The organism is Limnohabitans parvus II-B4 (assembly GCF_003063455.1).
GTDB classification, from domain to species: Bacteria; Pseudomonadota; Gammaproteobacteria; order Burkholderiales; family Burkholderiaceae_C; genus Limnohabitans_A; species Limnohabitans_A parvus.
On record NZ_NESN01000004.1, the window covers coordinates 177,078 to 192,315 of the forward strand.

Here is a 15,238-nt window from a genome sequence, read left to right on the forward strand (position 1 = left end):
TTGCATCTAAAGCAAAGAACACCATGAGCCAACCCGTTATTTCCGTCGCCGACATCCGCAAGACTTTCCTGGACTTTTTCGAGTCCAAGGGCCACACCGTGGTGGCGTCCAGCCCCTTGGTGCCAGGCAATGACCCCACCCTGATGTTCACCAACTCGGGCATGGTCCAGTTCAAGGACGTGTTTTTGGGCTCGGACAAGCGCTCGTATGTCCGTGCCGCCTCTGTGCAAGCCTGCCTGCGGGCCGGTGGCAAACACAATGACCTGGAAAACGTGGGCTACACCGCGCGCCACCACACTTTCTTCGAGATGCTGGGCAACTGGTCGTTTGGCGACTACTTCAAGCGCGAGTCGCTGGAGTGGGCGTGGGAGCTCTTGACCCAGGTCTACAAGCTGCCTGCCGACAAGCTGTACGCCACGGTCTATATGGAAGACGACGAGGCCCATGGCATTTGGGAAGGCATTTTTGTCAAAGCCGGCTGGACCCCTGAGCGCATCAAGTCAGAGAACCGCATCATCCGCATCGGCGACAACAAAGGCGGGCGTTACAAGTCAGACAACTTCTGGATGATGGCCGACACCGGCCCTTGCGGTCCTTGCTCCGAGATTTTTTACGACCACGGCGCACACATCCCTGGCGGCCCACCCGGCAGCCCCGATGAAGACGGCGACCGTTTCATCGAAATCTGGAACAACGTGTTCATGCAGTTCAACATGGACGAAACCGGTGCCGTCACGCCGCTGCCTGCGCCTTGCGTGGACACGGGCATGGGCCTGGAGCGCCTGGCGGCCATCTTGCAGCACGTTCATAGCAACTACGAGATCGACATTTTTGACGCGCTCATCAAGGCGGCATCGCGTGAAACCGGCTGCACCGACCTGAACAACAAGTCGCTGCGTGTGATCGCCGACCATATCCGCGCCACCTCGTTCTTGGTGAGCGACGGCGTGGTGCCCAGCAACGAAGGCCGTGGTTATGTGCAGCGCCGCATCGTGCGCCGCGCCATTCGCCATGGTTATTTGCTGGGCCAAAAGACCCCGTTCTTCCACAAATTGGTGCCTGATTTGGTCAAGCTCATGGGCGCGGCTTACCCCAACATGGCCGATCAGGCCGAGCGCATTGCCGACGTTTTGCGTGTGGAAGAAGAGCGCTTCTTTGAAACGCTGCAAAGCGGCATGCAGATTTTGGATGCGGCTCTGGACGGTGGCGTGAAAGTGCTGCCGGGCGAAGTGGCCTTCAAGCTGCACGACACCTACGGCTTCCCGCTCGACCTGTCGGCCGATGTGTGCCGCGAACGTGGCCTGAGCGTGGATGAAGCGGGTTTCGCCACCGCCATGGAAAAGCAAAAAGCCCAGGCCCGCGCGGCTGGCAAGTTCAAGATGGACAAGGCGCTCGACTATTCGGGCGCGGGCAACGATTTTGTGGGCTACGACGACCTGACGGCCAACGCCAAAGTGCTGGCTTTGTACGCCGACGGCAACGCCGTGACCGAGCTGAAGGCAGGTCAAGCAGGCGTGGTGGTGTTGGACACGACCCCGTTCTACGCCGAGTCCGGCGGTCAAGTGGGCGACCAGGGCATGCTGCACAACGCGGGCGGCCAGTTCAACGTGGCCGACACGCTCAAGATCAAGGCCGATGTGTTTGGCCACCATGGCGAAATCAAATCCGGCAGCCTCAAAGTGGGCGACGCGGTGCAGGCGCATGTGGACCTGGCTGTGCGTGCCGCCACCGTGCGCAACCACAGCGCCACCCACCTGATGCACAAAGCCCTGCGCGAAGTGCTGGGCAGCCATGTGCAGCAAAAGGGCAGCTTGGTCAATGCCGAGCGCACCCGTTTTGACTTTGCCCACAACGCCCCTGTGACCGATGCCGAAATCCGCCAGATCGAAGCCCAAGTGAACGCCGAAATTTTGGCCAACGCTGCGGCACAAGCCCGTGTGATGGACATCGAAAGCGCCCAGAAAACCGGCGCCATGATGCTGTTTGGCGAGAAGTACGGCGAGACCGTGCGTGTGCTCGACATTGGCTCCAGCCGCGAGCTGTGCGGCGGTACACACGTCAAAGCCACGGGCGACATTGGCCTGTTCAAGATCGTCAGCGAAGGCGGCGTGGCCGCAGGCGTGCGCCGCATCGAGGCGGTGACGGGCCAAAACGCTTTGGCTTACCTGCAGTCACTCGAAGACACCGTGACCCAAGCAGCAGGCACGCTCAAAGCCCAACCGGCTGAGCTGAACGCCCGCATTGCGCAGGTGCTCGACCAGGTCAAGGCGCTGGAGAAAGAATTGGCCGCAGCCAAAGGCAAGCTCGCTTCGGCACAAGGCGACGAGCTGATGACGCAGGCTGTGGACATCCAAGGCATCAAGCTCTTGGTGGCCAAGCTCGAAGGCGCAGATGCGAAGACCCTGCGCGACACCATGGACAAGCTCAAGGACAAGATGAAAACCGCCGTGATCGTGCTCACGGCTGTGGACGGTGAGAAGGTGCAGATCGCTGCGGGCGTGACCGCAGACACCACAGGCAAAGTCAAGGCGGGCGAGTTGGCCAGCTTTGTGGCGGGCCAAGTGGGCGGCAAAGGCGGCGGCAAGCCCGACATGGCCATGGCCGGTGGCACCAATGCAGCGGCCTTGCCTGCTGCGATGGCCAGTGTGCAGGCTTGGGTGACCGAGCGGCTCTGACCGGGGTCCGGCTTGGAACTTTTTTTCAAGCTTCAGGCGGCGTCATGTTGAAAAACGGACGCCGCTTTTTCTTGCGCCTGTGCCTGGCTTTGCTGGCTTGTCTGGGGCAGAGCTTGGCGCATGCCCAGTTCGACAAAACCCCCTGGCCCCGCTCGCAGGCCACACCCGCCATCGACCTGGTGGACCTTCATGGCCAGCACTGGACCGGCGCTGCGCTGAAAGGCCGGGTGGTGGTGCTCAACTTCTGGGCCACTTGGTGTGGTCCATGCAAAGAGGAAATGCCGTCTTTGCAGGCCTTGCACAAAGACCCAAGCCCAGGCCCAAGCGACGCGCGTCCAGCGGTCGTGATCGGTATCAATGTGAAAGAAACGCCCAGCACGGTGCGCCGATTCATGGCGGCGCAGCACCTGGATTTGCCGGTGGTGCTGGACCCTCAAGGCGATTTGACGCGACAGTGGGGCGTGCGCATTTACCCGACCACAGTCTTGATTGGGCCGGATGGCCGGGCGCGTTGGCGGGTGGTGGGTGATCTGGACTGGAATGGTCCCATTGCACGGGCTTGGTTGAAGGACTTGCAAGCCCTGCCCGCGACATCCCAGTCCGCCTCCAAGTAAAGCGCTGGGTCCCGCACCCGTTCAAACAGGCCGACGTGGTCGGTCATAATCGCCGGGCCTTGCGCGCTTTGTGCCGGGCGACCTGCCTTCGGGGCATTGGCGTTTTCTCAACGCCTTGTGTGTGCCGACAGGTCTCATCCTTATTTCGGAGTTCTTTCCATGACCACCGCTCGCCGCTCTTTGCTCAAAGGAGGCGCCGCTCTGGGCGCCATGATCGCTGCACCCACTTGGTTGCACGCCCAAACCACGGCCCCGGCTGAACGCCGCTTTGCCCCCGAAGCGGGCACTTGGCGCACCTTTGAGGTGACCACCCGTGTTGAAATCGCCGACCCACAGGGTGCAACCCGCGTCTGGTTGCCCGTGCCCAGCATGGACACCGCTTGGCAACAATCTTTGGACACCCGCTTCAGCAGCAACGGCACCGCCCGCATGGGCAGCGATCTGGTGGAAGGCGCGCGTTTTGTGTCGGCCGAATTCGCCGCTGGCGTGCGCCCTGTGATCGAGGTCACCAGCCGCGTGAGAACCCAAAACCGTGCCGCTGAGATGAGCGCGGGCCGCGTGTTCGTGGCCGAAAGCGCCGACACCTTGCGCCACTACACCCGCCCCACACGTTTGCTGCCCACCGATGGCATCGTGCGCACCACAGCCATGGCGGCCACCAAGGGCGCGAAGACCGACGAGCAAAAAGCCCGTGCCATTTACGACTGGGTGGTGACCAACGCTTTCCGCGACCCCAAGACACGCGGCTGCGGCGAAGGCGACATCAAAACCATGCTGGAAACCGGCAACCTGGGTGGCAAGTGCGCCGACTTGAACGCTTTGTTTGTGGGCCTGTGCCGCGCGGTGGGTTTGCCTGCACGCGATGTCTACGGCATCCGCCTGGCCCCATCGGTTTTTGGCTACAAAGAACTGTCGGGCAATCCGGCCAGCCTCAAGGGCGCGCAACACTGCCGTGCCGAGGTGTATTTGCAAGCCCGTGGCTGGGTGGCGATGGACCCGGCCGATGTGGCCAAAGTCATGCGTCTGGAAACCGCCGAGTGGATCAAGAAGACCGATCACCCTGTGGTGGCCCCGGTGTACAAGCATTTGTTTGGTGGCTGGGAAGGCAACTGGATGGCTTGGAACAGCGCACACGACGTTAGCCTGCCCGGCGCCAAAGGCGGTGTGGCCAATTTCTTGATGTACCCCGTGGCCGAAACCGCAGAAGGTCGTTTGGACTCTTACACGCCCGACGCGTTCAAGTACACGATCACGGCCACCGAGATCAAAGGCTGATCAAAGCGCCAATTGCAGCTGGCTCTCAAACACACGGGCTTGGCCCGTGTGGGGGTCGGTGAAGGCGATCGATTGCGCCAGCAGTTGCAAGGGCTGGCTGAAGTCTTCGGGCGCATCCGGGCCGCGCAAGACTTCGGGGTAGAAAGCGTCGCCTTCAATCGGCAGACCCAAGGCGTTCATGTGCACCCGCAGCTGGTGGCGTTTGCCTGTCACGGGTTCGAGTTGGTACAGCGCCCGCTCGCCTTGCGTCTTTAACAGCCGTATGCGGGTCTCGCTGTTGGCTGGGCCTGCCACTTCCTTCGTTCTGAAAAAGGGCTCGCCGGGCACCAAGCGGCTGGCGTACACCGCAGGTAAGGCCATGTCACGGGGCGCAGCGGCGACCGCGTGGTAAGTCTTGTGGATGTCTTTGTCGCGAAACAGCGCGTGGTAAGCGTCACGGTCTTGCAGGCGTTTGCCCAGCAGCACCAGGCCCGCAGTTTCTCGGTCAATGCGGTGCAGCGGCACCAGATCGGCGCAGCCCGTCAGGCGCTTGAGTTGTACCAACAGGCTTTGCTGCACATAACGACCCGAGGGCGTCACGGGCATGAAATGCGGCTTGTCGGCCACCAGCAAGTGCGCGTCTTCAAACAGGATGTGCGCCTGAAACGGCAGGGCCGGTTCATCGGCCAGATGGCGGTAGTAATACAGGCGCTGGCCGGGTTGGCAGCTTTGGTGGGGCAGGGCGGTTTGCCCGTCTTCGTGCAGCACCAGTCCTTGGGCCAAGCGCTCGGCCCATTCGCTGCGCGAGATGCCCGGCATGCGCTGGGCCAAAAAATCGAGCAGGTTGGCTGCGCCCTGGGGCACGGAGACGACGCTGGGGCTCACGCCATTGCGCATGGGCAATTGAACGCTCCGCATGGGCAACTGAATGCCCCGCATGGGCAAGGGGACGGCGTGCCCTGCTTCGCGCATGTCAGACGCGGCGGAACACCAGATCCCACACGCCGTGGCCGAGTTTCAGGCCCCGGTTTTCAAATTTGGTCAGGGGGCGGTAGTCGGGCTTGGCGGCAAAGCCATCGGCGGCGTCGCTGGTGTTGACCAGCAAGGGCTCGGCACGCAGCACGCCCATCATTTGCTCGGAATAGGGCTGCCAGTCGGTGGCCAAGTGCAGGTAGCCGCCGGGTTTGATGTGCTGGGCCAGGCGCTGGATGAACGGCGACTGGATCAGGCGGCGCTTGTGGTGGCGGCTTTTGTGCCAAGGGTCCGGAAAGAAAATGTGCACGCCGTCCAGGCTGTCCGGGCCGAGCATGTTGTCCATGACCTCGATGGCGTCGTGCTGAACGATGCGGATGTTGCCAATGCTTTCCTCACCGCAGCGCTTGAGCAGTGCGCCCACGCCCGGTTCGTGCACTTCGCAGCACAAAAAGTTGTCGCTGGGGCGCACGTGGGCGATCTTGGCGGTGGCGTCGCCCATGCCAAAACCGATTTCCAGAATCAGGGGAGCGCTGCGGCCAAAGGCGGCTTGCACATCCAGACGCGCTGCGCTGTAGGGGATTAGGAACTTCGGACCAAACTGCTCAAAGGCCCGCACCTGGCCCGAGCCCATGCGCCCGGCACGCAGCACATAGGTTTTGATTTGCCGCATGAAGGGCGCGTCAGAGGAGGCCTGTTCGGTGGCGGATTCGAGGGCAGGCTGCTGAGGAGATTTTTCAGGCGTCGTCATGTCGGGTGTCGCGTGGTGTCGGGGTGCTTGGCAAAGCCTGCCATTATCGCGGCTGTGGCTTTGAGTTGCGCACGAACACGGTGGTCCATTGGGTCAGTGCTTGGGCAATTGGCGTGTGCTCAGGCATTGCGGGCAGGCCCAGTGCCTGCGCCGCCGCATTGAGCGCCCGAAGTGGGTGTTGCAAATCCAGCGCCATGGCCCCGTTTTGTTTGCTGAGCTTTTCGCCGTTGTTACCCAGCACCAAAGGCGTGTGCAGGTATTGAGGGGTGGGCAAGTCCAAGGCCTGTTGCAGCAGAATTTGCCGGGCGGTGTTGTCGGCCAAGTCTTCGCCGCGCACCACATGGCTGATACCTTGCGCGGCGTCATCGACCACCACCGCCAGCTGGTAGGCCCACAGCCCATCGGCGCGGCGCAGCACAAAGTCGCCCACTTCTGCGCTCACGTTTTGTTGCTGCGGCCCCAAACGCCGGTCTTGCCAAAGCGTGGCCAGCGGCAGATCCAGTGCGGTTTGCACCGCCTGCACGTTCAGGCGCCATGCTCGGGCTGGCTTGCCTTTCAAGCCGGCGCGGCAAGTGCCGGGGTAGACCGCGGCTTGGTGGCGGGCCACAGACGGCGCTTGCGTGGCTTCGATGGCGGTTTCAATGTCTTTGCGTGAACAGCCGCAGGGGTAAGCCCAGCCGCGCGAGATCAGTGTGTCCAATGCAACTTGGTAAGCCGCTGTGCGTTGGTTTTGCCACAGCACGGGTTGGTCGGAGACCATGCCGCAGGTGGCCAGTTGTTGCAAGATGGTTTGGTCCGCGCCAGGCACACAGCGTGGCGTGTCCACGTCTTCGATACGAACCAACCACTGGCCGCCACGGGCGCGGGCGTCGAGCCAGCTGGCCAGGGCCGCCAACAGCGAGCCTGCATGTAAAAGGCCGGTTGGCGATGGCGCAAACCGGCCTGTGTACCCTAGCGCCATGAGCGGTCAGCGTTTTTTGAGCACCGCCAGCGCCAACTCCAGGCCAGAGACAAAAGCGTCTTCGGCGCGGTGGCCCAAGCACCAGTCCCCGCACAAGCCAATGCCTTGTTCTTTGGCCCAGATGTGGCTTTGGCCCAAGGGTTGTGCTGTTTTGGCGTACAGCCAGCGGTGTACTTCGGCGTGAGCCGGGGTAGCGCGGATGCCGGTGATTTCGGCAAATGCTTTGATCAGCTTGCCTTTGATGCGCTCGGGGGCGTCGTTGACGTGCTCTGCCGACCATGGGGCGCTGGCTTGCACAGTCCAGCGTTCGATGCGCTCACGCCCCGGCTTGGAAGACTCACGCGCCATCCAGGCGATGCGGTGGTGCGTGCTGCGTGCGGCGTTCCACTGGGGTCCGAGTGTGATCAGGCCCGGCTGTACGGCTTGAGGGTAGGCCAGCATCAGGGTCCAGCAAGGGTCCACCTGGACATCGTTCAGAGGTTTGCCCAGTGCGCTCAGACCAGAGGTATTCAACAAGGCCAAGGCTTGAGCGGCCGGAATGGCCAGAATGACTTTGTCAAATCCGGCAAAAATGTGCTGCCCATCGTCTTCGGTTTCGGTTTGCAGTTGCCAGCCGTTTTTCTTCATGGGGTCGGCCATGATTTGCGTTACGCGGGTTTGCAACTGCACATTGCCGTCCTCCAGCAAGGGCGCGGCCCAGGCTTTGACCAAGCCATTCATTCCGGGGGTGGCCACCCAATGGCGCTCGCCGCCGGGCAAACCGGCTTCGATCACCCGGCCATTGGGGTCGAGCACGCGCACGGCGTTGGCGCTCCAAGGTTTGCACACACCGGGGGCCGTGCCAATGGCCAACTCGAAGCGTGGATCGCGCACCGTGAAGTACTGGGCCCCGTGGTCAAAGCTGCCAAATGCGCTGGCGCGTGTGGACATGCGCCCGCCCAAACCCCGGCTTTTTTCAAAAAGCGTGACGTTGTGACCGGCTTGGCGCAACGTGCGTGCGCAAGTCACGCCGGCCAAGCCGACTCCGATGATGGCAATGTGTTGTGTAGTCATGCTGCCACTTTAGCCCAGAAAAGGCGGGCCATGGCGCTTGGGTGGGTTTGTCCTTATGCTGTGACGCGTTCTCAACCCGCGCTCAGCAGAGCCTGGCGCGTGGCGGGTTTGTCCAGCTGCGCGGTCCACCACAGCAGGGCGTGGCCAGCAGGGCTCAGGCGGCTGTCGCGCCAAGCGGCATGGACCGGGCTCAAGCGGGATTGGTCGGTTTTTTTGACCACCAACAGGCCTTGCTGCACATGCGGTGCGGCCAGACTTTGGGGCAGAAAACCGGCCCCCAGACCACGCAGCTGTGCCTGCAGTTTGCTTTGCATGTCGGGCACGGTGAAAACGTCCTGACCGCCTTGCAGTCCGACGGTGAGGCCGCTGCCGCGCTGCACCGAGTCGGCCACGGCCACCATGCGGTGCTGGACCAACTGGGCATCGCTCAAGGGCTCGGCCGCTTGGGCCAAGGGGTGTTGGGGTGCCACGACAAACACAAAAGGCACCTCGCCCAGCGCCATGTGCTGGATGTCGGCGGCCAAATGCTGCCCCAGCGCCACGCCCAAGGCCAAGTCGGCCTGGCCGGATGTCAACGCGGCCATGGTGCCCGACAGGGTTTCGTGGCGAATGCGCAAGCGGGTGGGGCTGTTCAGCGCCAAAAAGGCTTCGCACAAATCCATCACCACGCTGCGCGAGACGATGCTGTCCACCGCCACCGTCAGCACGGCCTCCCAGCCGGTGGCCACGCGCTTGACCCGGTTGGCCACGGCGTCAATGTCTTGCAGCAATCGGCCCGCTTCGCGCAGCAGCTCTTGACCTGCAGCCGTGGGGCGCGCCTGGCGCGAGCTGCGGTCAAACAGCAGCACGTCCAAAGCATCTTCGAGCTGACGTACGCGGTAGGTCAGGGCGCTGGGCACCAAGTTCAGCTTGCGGGCGGCGGCGGCAAAACTGCCTTGTTCGTCGATGGTTTGCAGCATGAACAGGGCATCGGGGGTGAGCCAATCTTTGGGACTTTGCATGATCTTGCTATTTTATTTCAAATAATTTGAATGATGGCGGCAAACGAATTGCACCGTGCTGACATGTTCGTTCTTTAAAGTCCTACCCAATCACTCAGGAAACCCAACATGTTGACTTTGCGCAAATCCTCCGAACGCGGCTACGCCGACCATGGCTGGCTCAAGTCGTTTCACAGCTTTTCTTTTGCCAATTACTTTGACGCGGCCCACATGGGTTGGGGCAATCTGCGCGTCATCAACGAAGACCGCATCGCGCCTGGCACGGGCTTTGGCACCCACGGCCACCGCGATATGGAAATCATCAGCTACGTGCTGTCGGGCAACCTGGCCCACCAAGACAGTATGGGCAACGTCAAGGGCATTCCGCCCGGCGATGTGCAGCGCATGAGCGCGGGCAGCGGTGTGCGCCACAGCGAGTTCAACCACGCAGAAGGCGCGCAGACCCACTTTTTGCAAATCTGGATCGAGCCCAATGTGACGGGCATTGACCCAGGTTACGAGCAAAAAACCGTGCCCGAAGCCGCCAAGCGCGGGCAGTTGGCCCTTGTGGCCGCCCCTGATGCGGGCGACTACACCGTCAAAATTCACGCCGATGCCCGCTTGTACGCAGGGCTGTTTGATGGCACAGAAAGCGCCAGCCTGCCCCTGAACCCCGCCCGCAAGGCCTATGTATTTCTGGTGCGCGGTAGCTTGCAGGTCAATGGCCAGCAGCTCAACGCGGGTGACGCAGCCATGCTGCAATCCGAACCGTCTTTGGCCCTGGCCAACGGCCAGGACGCTGAAGTCCTGGTCTTCGACCTGGCACCTTGAGCATGAATCAGTCATTGCCGAGCACTCATCTTTCACTCCTGCACACTGATCTGTCGTTCCCGCTCGCTGATCTGTCATTCCCGCGCATGCGGGAATCCATCCCCCATCGCACCTTACTTAACCCTTTTCCCTCAACCCCTCCAAGGAGCTTTTCTCATGGCTAAAACTGTTGTTGTTTTCCATTCCGGCTACGGCCACACCCAACGCGTGGCCCAATTCGTGGCCCAAGGCGCGAACGCCCAAACCATCACCATCGATGCCGATGGCAACCTCACCGAGGCCGACTGGGCCACGCTGGACGCGGCCGACGCCATCATCTTTGGCTCACCCACTTACATGGGCATGGCCTCGTGGCAGTTCAAGAAATTTGCCGACGCCACCTCCAAGCGCTGGTTCACCAGTGCCTGGAAAGACAAAGTCGCAGGCGGCTTCACCATCTCGGCCAGCCCCAGCGGCGACAAACTGTCGACCATCCAGTACTTCATCACGTTGGCCATGCAGCAAGGCATGGTTTGGGTGGGTCAGCCCGCCATGAACGACGGCACCATCAACCGCATCGGCTCCAACTCCGGCCTGATGGCCCAAGTGGGCCCGACCAGCCCAGCCGAAGACATCCCGCAAGGTGACCTGGACACGGCCAAAGCCTATGGCGAGCGCGTGGCCGCAGTGGCTGCGAAACTGCGCGGCTGATCTTGGGGCCTTGGCCCATTCCCAAGCCAGGGCGCACGGCACGCCCTGGCTTTTTTTTGCGCGTTTTCGGGCGCAAGCACCTGCTCGGGCCCCGTACTTGCTAGGATGAGGGCATGAAAATCCTCTCGATGTTGCCGTGGGCCGACTGGTTGGCCATGTTGTCATTTTTTGGTTTGTGGGTGGGTTACGCCTGGTTTGCCCGGGTGCGTGGCAAGCGCGACCAAAGCCTGATCGCCACCACCAACAAATACCGCCAAAAGTGGATGCTGCAAACCACCGCACGCGACCCCCGCATGCTCGACGGCCTGATCACCCAGAATCTGTCGCAAACCCCGGCGTTTTTTTCATCGACCAGCATCATCATCATCGGCGGTCTGTTTGCGCTCTTGGGCACCACTGACAAGGCGGCCGAGTTGGTTCGTGAGATTCCGTTTGCCCAGCCGACCCCCATCTTGGTGTTCGAGTTCAAGGTCCTGGTGCTGGTGGGCATCTTTGTCTATGCCTTCTTTCGTTTCTCGTGGTCCATGCGCCAGTACACCTTTGTGGCCTTGGTGATCGGGGGCATGCCCCCGCCCGAAGAGTTTGATTCCGGACGGCTGGACCGCCAGCATGTCGCCGAGCGGGCAGGGCGCTTGGTGGGGGCTGCCGCCGAGACGTTCAACGACGGCTTGCGGGCCTATTATTTTTCCTTTGCGGCCATGGCATGGTTCTTTTCGCCACTGGCGCTGCTGATGGGCACAGCCTTGGTGGTGCTCATCCTTTATGGGCGCGAATTCCGCTCCGACGTGCTGCAGGTTTTGCGTGACTGAATCGCCTCAAATTTGTCAATTTGAGGTCTGTGGCCTCCTACAATGAGGGCCTATGTTTGTTCACCTGCGCCTCCACTCTGAATTTTCTGTCGTTGACTCGACCTGCCGCATCGACGATGTGGTCAAGATGGCGGCCAAAGACGGTCAGCCCGCCTTGGCCATCACCGACCTGAACAACCTGTTTGGCGGCGTCAAGTTCTACAAAGAAGGCCGAGGCAAAGGCGTCAAACCCATTTTGGGGGCAGAGATCAACCTCGAAGGCCTGGGCGGCGATCCAGCAGCCTTCAGCCGGGTGGTGCTGTTGGTGCAAAGCCACCAAGGCTATCTGAATATTTGTGAGTTGCTGGCCCGTGCCTGGACGCAAAACGTGGTCAAAGGCGTGGCTGTGGTCAAGCTGGCCTGGCTCAAAGAAATCTCTGAAGGTTTGATTTTGCTGTCAGGTGCGCAAGCCGGCCCGGTGGGGCAGGCCTTGGTGCAGGGTGACAGTGACAAAGCCGCCGATGTGGCGCTGCAACTGGGCTCGATTTTTCCGCACCGTTTTTACCTGGAACTGCAACGCGCAGGCCGCCCTGAAGACGAGCCTCAGGTGGCCGGTGCGGTGGCGCTGGCCGCTCGCTTGGGTTTGCCCGTGGTGGCCACGCACCCGGTGCAGTTCCATACCGCCGAAGATTACGAAGCCCACGAAGCGCGGGTGTGCATTTCTGAAGGTGAAATCCTGGCCAACCAGCGCCGGGTGCGCCGCTTCACCCGCGAGCAGTATTTCAAGTCGGCCGAGCAGATGTGCGCCTTGTTTGCCGATGTGCCCAGTGCGATTGCCAACACCTTGGAGATTGCCAAGCGTTGCAACCTGACCCTGGTGCTGGGCAAGCCGCAGCTGCCCAATTTTCCAATTCCGCCCGTCAATGGCGTGGTCATGTCGGTGGATGATTATTTCCGCCACGTCTCGCACGAGGGGCTGGAGGCGCGCCTGCTGCACTTGTACCCGGTCGAAGCCAAACGCAACGAGGAACGTCCGCGCTATGTGGAGCGGCTGGAATTTGAGCTGAACACCATCTTGAAGATGGGTTTCCCGGGTTACTTTTTGATCGTGGGTGACTTCATCCAGTGGGCCAAGGCCAACGGCTGCCCGGTGGGCCCGGGCCGGGGTTCGGGTGCGGGTTCGCTCGTGGCTTACGCGCTCAAGATCACCGACCTCGATCCGCTGCAATACAACCTGCTGTTTGAGCGCTTTTTGAACCCCGAGCGCGTGTCCATGCCCGACTTCGACATCGACTTTTGCCAAGGCAACCGGGACAGGGTGATCGATTACGTCAAGGACAAATACGGTCGTGATGCGGTCAGCCAGATCGCCACCTTTGGCACCATGGCTGCACGTGCGGCCATTCGCGACGTGGGCCGTGTGCTCGACATGAGCTACATGTTTTGCGACGGCATCAGCAAGCTGATCCCCAACAAACCGGGCATGTCGGTCACGCTGCAATACCCGCCTGCCACGCCCAAAGAGGGCGACAAGAACAACTACGCCATCGCCATGGAGCCGATCCTGGCCGAGCGCATCGAGCGCGAAGAGGATGTGAAGACGCTGATCGAGCTGGCCCAAAAGCTCGAAGGCATGACCCGCAACATCGGCATGCACGCCGGGGGCGTGTTGATTGCGCCCGGCAAGCTGACCGACTTTTGCCCGCTGTACCAGCAGCCCGGCAGCGAATCGGCGGTGAGCCAGTACGACAAGGACGACGTGGAAGCGGCAGGCCTGGTGAAGTTCGACTTCTTGGGCCTGGCCACGCTGACGATTTTGGAGATCGCCCGCGAGTTCATCATCGAGCGGCACAAAGGCCAAGAGAACTTCGCCTTTGAAAACATCCCGCTCGACGACACACCGACCTACAAACTTTTCTCCGACGGCAAGACCGAGGCCGTGTTCCAGTTTGAAAGCCGCGGCATGCAGGGCATGCTGCGCGACGCCCGGCCCAGCCGCCTGGAAGACCTGATCGCGCTCAACGCGCTGTACCGCCCGGGGCCTATGGACCTGATCCCCAGCTTTGTGGCGCGCAAGCACGGGCGCGAGGTCATCGAGTACCCGCACCCGCTGGTGGCCGAGATGCTGAGTGAGACCTACGGCATCATGGTCTACCAAGAGCAGGTGATGCAGACCGCCCAAATTTTGGGTGGCTACAGCCTGGGTGGTGCGGACATGCTGCGCCGGGCCATGGGTAAGAAAAAAGCCGAAGAAATGGCCGAGCACCGTGCCATCTTCCGCGCAGGGGCTGCCAAGAACGACATCACCGAAGAAAAAGCCGACGAAGTTTTTGACTTGATGGAAAAGTTCGCGGGCTATGGCTTCAACAAGTCGCACGCTGCCGCTTACTCTTTGCTGGCCTACCACACGGGTTGGCTCAAGGTGCACTACACCGCCGAGTTCTTCTGCGCCAACATGACGGTGGAAATGGACGACACCGACAAGCTCAAAGTGCTCTACGAAGATGCGGTCAAGTTCGGCATCACGTTCGACCCGCCCGATGTGAACCGGGGCACCCACCGCTTTGAGCCGGTGACCGACAAAATCATCCGCTACGGCTTGGGTGCCATCAAAGGCACGGGCCAGCAAGCCATCGATGCCATCGTGGCGGCCCGCAACGAGGGCGGTCCGTTCACCAGCCTGTTTGACTTTGCCGTGCGCGTGGACCGCACCCGCATCAACAAACGCACGGTGGACGCGCTCATCAAGGCCGGGGCTTTTGACTCGCTGCACATGAACCGCGCCGCCTTGTCGGCCAGCATCGACCGGGCCTTTGAATTCTCGAACGCCACCACGGCCAACGCCAACCAAGGCGGCTTGTTTGACATGCTGGGCGACGACTCGCACGGCTCCAGCACGCAAGAGCCCGACTTGGTCGAGGTCATGCCTTGGGGCATCAAAGAACGCCTGCTGCTCGAAAAAACGGCGGTCGGCTTCTTCCTGTCGGGCCATTTGTTTGACGCGGTGGAGCGCGAAGTGCGCCAGTTTGCACGCCGAAAGATTGACGACCTGATCGACAGCCGCGACTCCATGGTGTTGGCAGGCATCGTGAGCGATCTGCGCATCATCAACGGCCAGCGTGGCAAGGTGGCGATCTTCAAGCTGGACGACAAGTCGGGCGTGATGGAGGCCACGGCCGACGAAGCCCTGATCAACTCGGCCAAGCATTTGCTCAAAGACGACGAGCTGATCATCGTCACAGCCAAGATGCAGGCCGACCGTTTTTCGGGGGGCTTCCGCCTCAAGATGGAACAGATCATGGACCTGGGGGCCGCCCGCTGCCGCTATGGCAAATACCTGCGCGTGGCCGTGAACGGCCGTGCCCCCGACATCGCCCGGCTGGTCAAAGAGTTCCCCGCGCAGCGCGAGCAAACCGAGCAAGGTGATCTGGTGCGCGGCTTGTCCGTGCGCCTGGTGCTTGAGCGTCGCTCCGACGATCTGGCCGCCCGCGCCGAGCTGGCGCTGGGCGAAGCCGCCAAATTCTTCCCGACCGATGCGGCCCTGGCCAGCTGGATGGCCCAGGCCGACCAGGGGCAGGCGCGGGTCGTTTACGACTGATATCAAATCCCGCCGAGCCCGACCGCTGAGCGATCCTTTGATCGTTCCGCACAGCGACGGCGCGGGCGTGA

At 61.7% G+C, this 15,238-nt stretch carries 12 protein-coding genes; 7 read left to right on the plus strand and 5 right to left on the minus strand.

The annotated features are described in order from the left end of the window. Positions 1-23 precede the first annotated feature (23 nt). The 3 genes from alaS to B9Z37_RS11460 all read left to right on the plus strand — a co-directional run bounded on the left by alaS (position 24) and on the right by B9Z37_RS11460 (position 4,564). Positions 24-2,675 carry an alanine--tRNA ligase gene (gene alaS, locus B9Z37_RS11450; RefSeq protein WP_108313158.1) on the plus strand — a complete coding sequence of 884 codons (2,652 nt, stop codon included), beginning with the start codon at positions 24-26 and terminating at the stop codon, positions 2,673-2,675. A gap of 44 nt (positions 2,676-2,719) precedes the next feature. Beyond that, positions 2,720-3,289 (plus strand): TlpA family protein disulfide reductase, encoded by a 570-nt coding sequence (locus tag B9Z37_RS11455; RefSeq protein ID WP_108313159.1) that lies wholly within the window; start codon positions 2,720-2,722, stop codon positions 3,287-3,289. Positions 3,290-3,448: 159 nt separating this feature from the next. Continuing rightward, positions 3,449-4,564, plus strand: a complete 1,116-nt coding sequence (locus B9Z37_RS11460) for a transglutaminase-like domain-containing protein (protein WP_108313160.1) — start codon at positions 3,449-3,451, stop codon at positions 4,562-4,564. Here B9Z37_RS11460 and B9Z37_RS11465 read toward each other — a convergent pair whose 3' ends face one another. The 5 genes from B9Z37_RS11465 to B9Z37_RS11485 form a co-directional block, all read right to left on the minus strand. Continuing rightward, positions 4,565-5,515: a pseudouridine synthase gene (locus B9Z37_RS11465; RefSeq protein ID WP_108313161.1), complete on the minus strand. Its 951-nt coding sequence runs from the start codon at positions 5,513-5,515 to the stop codon at positions 4,565-4,567. 1 nt (position 5,516) lies between these two features. Beyond that, a complete protein-coding gene (gene trmB / locus B9Z37_RS11470; RefSeq protein WP_108313162.1) occupies positions 5,517-6,266 on the minus strand; it encodes a tRNA (guanosine(46)-N7)-methyltransferase TrmB in 750 nt (249 codons plus the stop codon). A 43-nt stretch (positions 6,267-6,309) separates the two neighbouring features. Then, positions 6,310-7,227 (minus strand): tRNA glutamyl-Q(34) synthetase GluQRS, encoded by a 918-nt coding sequence (gluQRS, locus tag B9Z37_RS11475; protein WP_108313163.1) that lies wholly within the window; start codon positions 7,225-7,227, stop codon positions 6,310-6,312. A 6-nt stretch (positions 7,228-7,233) separates the two neighbouring features. Beyond that, positions 7,234-8,280, minus strand: coding sequence for an NAD(P)/FAD-dependent oxidoreductase (locus B9Z37_RS11480; RefSeq protein ID WP_108313164.1), 1,047 nt, complete (start codon positions 8,278-8,280; stop codon positions 7,234-7,236). 71 nt (positions 8,281-8,351) lie between these two features. Beyond that, positions 8,352-9,281 carry a LysR family transcriptional regulator gene (locus B9Z37_RS11485; RefSeq protein WP_108313165.1) on the minus strand — a complete coding sequence of 310 codons (930 nt, stop codon included), beginning with the start codon at positions 9,279-9,281 and terminating at the stop codon, positions 8,352-8,354. A 108-nt stretch (positions 9,282-9,389) separates the two neighbouring features. Between B9Z37_RS11485 and B9Z37_RS11490 the strand changes: the two genes are divergently transcribed. The 4 genes from B9Z37_RS11490 (at position 9,390) to dnaE (ending at position 15,167) form a co-directional block, all read left to right on the plus strand. Beyond that, the gene (locus B9Z37_RS11490; protein WP_108313166.1) at positions 9,390-10,091 is read left to right on the plus strand and encodes a pirin family protein; all 702 of its coding nucleotides are present in this window, start codon (positions 9,390-9,392) and stop codon (positions 10,089-10,091) included. Between the two features lie 156 nt (positions 10,092-10,247). After that, on the plus strand, positions 10,248-10,781 hold the full coding sequence (locus tag B9Z37_RS11495) for a flavodoxin family protein (RefSeq protein WP_108313167.1): 534 nt from the start codon (positions 10,248-10,250) through the stop codon (positions 10,779-10,781). A 113-nt stretch (positions 10,782-10,894) separates the two neighbouring features. Next, complete coding sequence (locus B9Z37_RS11500; protein WP_108313168.1) at positions 10,895-11,590, plus strand: DUF599 domain-containing protein; 696 nt, start codon at positions 10,895-10,897, stop codon at positions 11,588-11,590. 52 nt (positions 11,591-11,642) lie between these two features. Further along, complete coding sequence (gene dnaE / locus B9Z37_RS11505; RefSeq protein ID WP_108313169.1) at positions 11,643-15,167, plus strand: DNA polymerase III subunit alpha; 3,525 nt, start codon at positions 11,643-11,645, stop codon at positions 15,165-15,167. Positions 15,168-15,238 lie beyond the last annotated feature (71 nt).

Coding starts and splice junctions, on each gene's coding strand:
- alaS (WP_108313158.1), top strand. CDS start 24: ATGAGCCAACCCGTTATTTCCGTCGCCGACATCCGCAAGACTTTCCTG.
- B9Z37_RS11455 (WP_108313159.1), top strand. CDS start 2,720: ATGTTGAAAAACGGACGCCGCTTTTTCTTGCGCCTGTGCCTGGCTTTG.
- B9Z37_RS11460 (WP_108313160.1), top strand. CDS start 3,449: ATGACCACCGCTCGCCGCTCTTTGCTCAAAGGAGGCGCCGCTCTGGGC.
- B9Z37_RS11465 (WP_108313161.1), bottom strand. CDS start 5,515: ATGCGCGAAGCAGGGCACGCCGTCCCCTTGCCCATGCGGGGCATTCAG.
- trmB (WP_108313162.1), bottom strand. CDS start 6,266: ATGACGACGCCTGAAAAATCTCCTCAGCAGCCTGCCCTCGAATCCGCC.
- gluQRS (WP_108313163.1), bottom strand. CDS start 7,227: ATGGCGCTAGGGTACACAGGCCGGTTTGCGCCATCGCCAACCGGCCTT.
- B9Z37_RS11480 (WP_108313164.1), bottom strand. CDS start 8,280: ATGACTACACAACACATTGCCATCATCGGAGTCGGCTTGGCCGGCGTG.
- B9Z37_RS11485 (WP_108313165.1), bottom strand. CDS start 9,281: ATGCAAAGTCCCAAAGATTGGCTCACCCCCGATGCCCTGTTCATGCTG.
- B9Z37_RS11490 (WP_108313166.1), top strand. CDS start 9,390: ATGTTGACTTTGCGCAAATCCTCCGAACGCGGCTACGCCGACCATGGC.
- B9Z37_RS11495 (WP_108313167.1), top strand. CDS start 10,248: ATGGCTAAAACTGTTGTTGTTTTCCATTCCGGCTACGGCCACACCCAA.
- B9Z37_RS11500 (WP_108313168.1), top strand. CDS start 10,895: ATGAAAATCCTCTCGATGTTGCCGTGGGCCGACTGGTTGGCCATGTTG.
- dnaE (WP_108313169.1), top strand. CDS start 11,643: ATGTTTGTTCACCTGCGCCTCCACTCTGAATTTTCTGTCGTTGACTCG.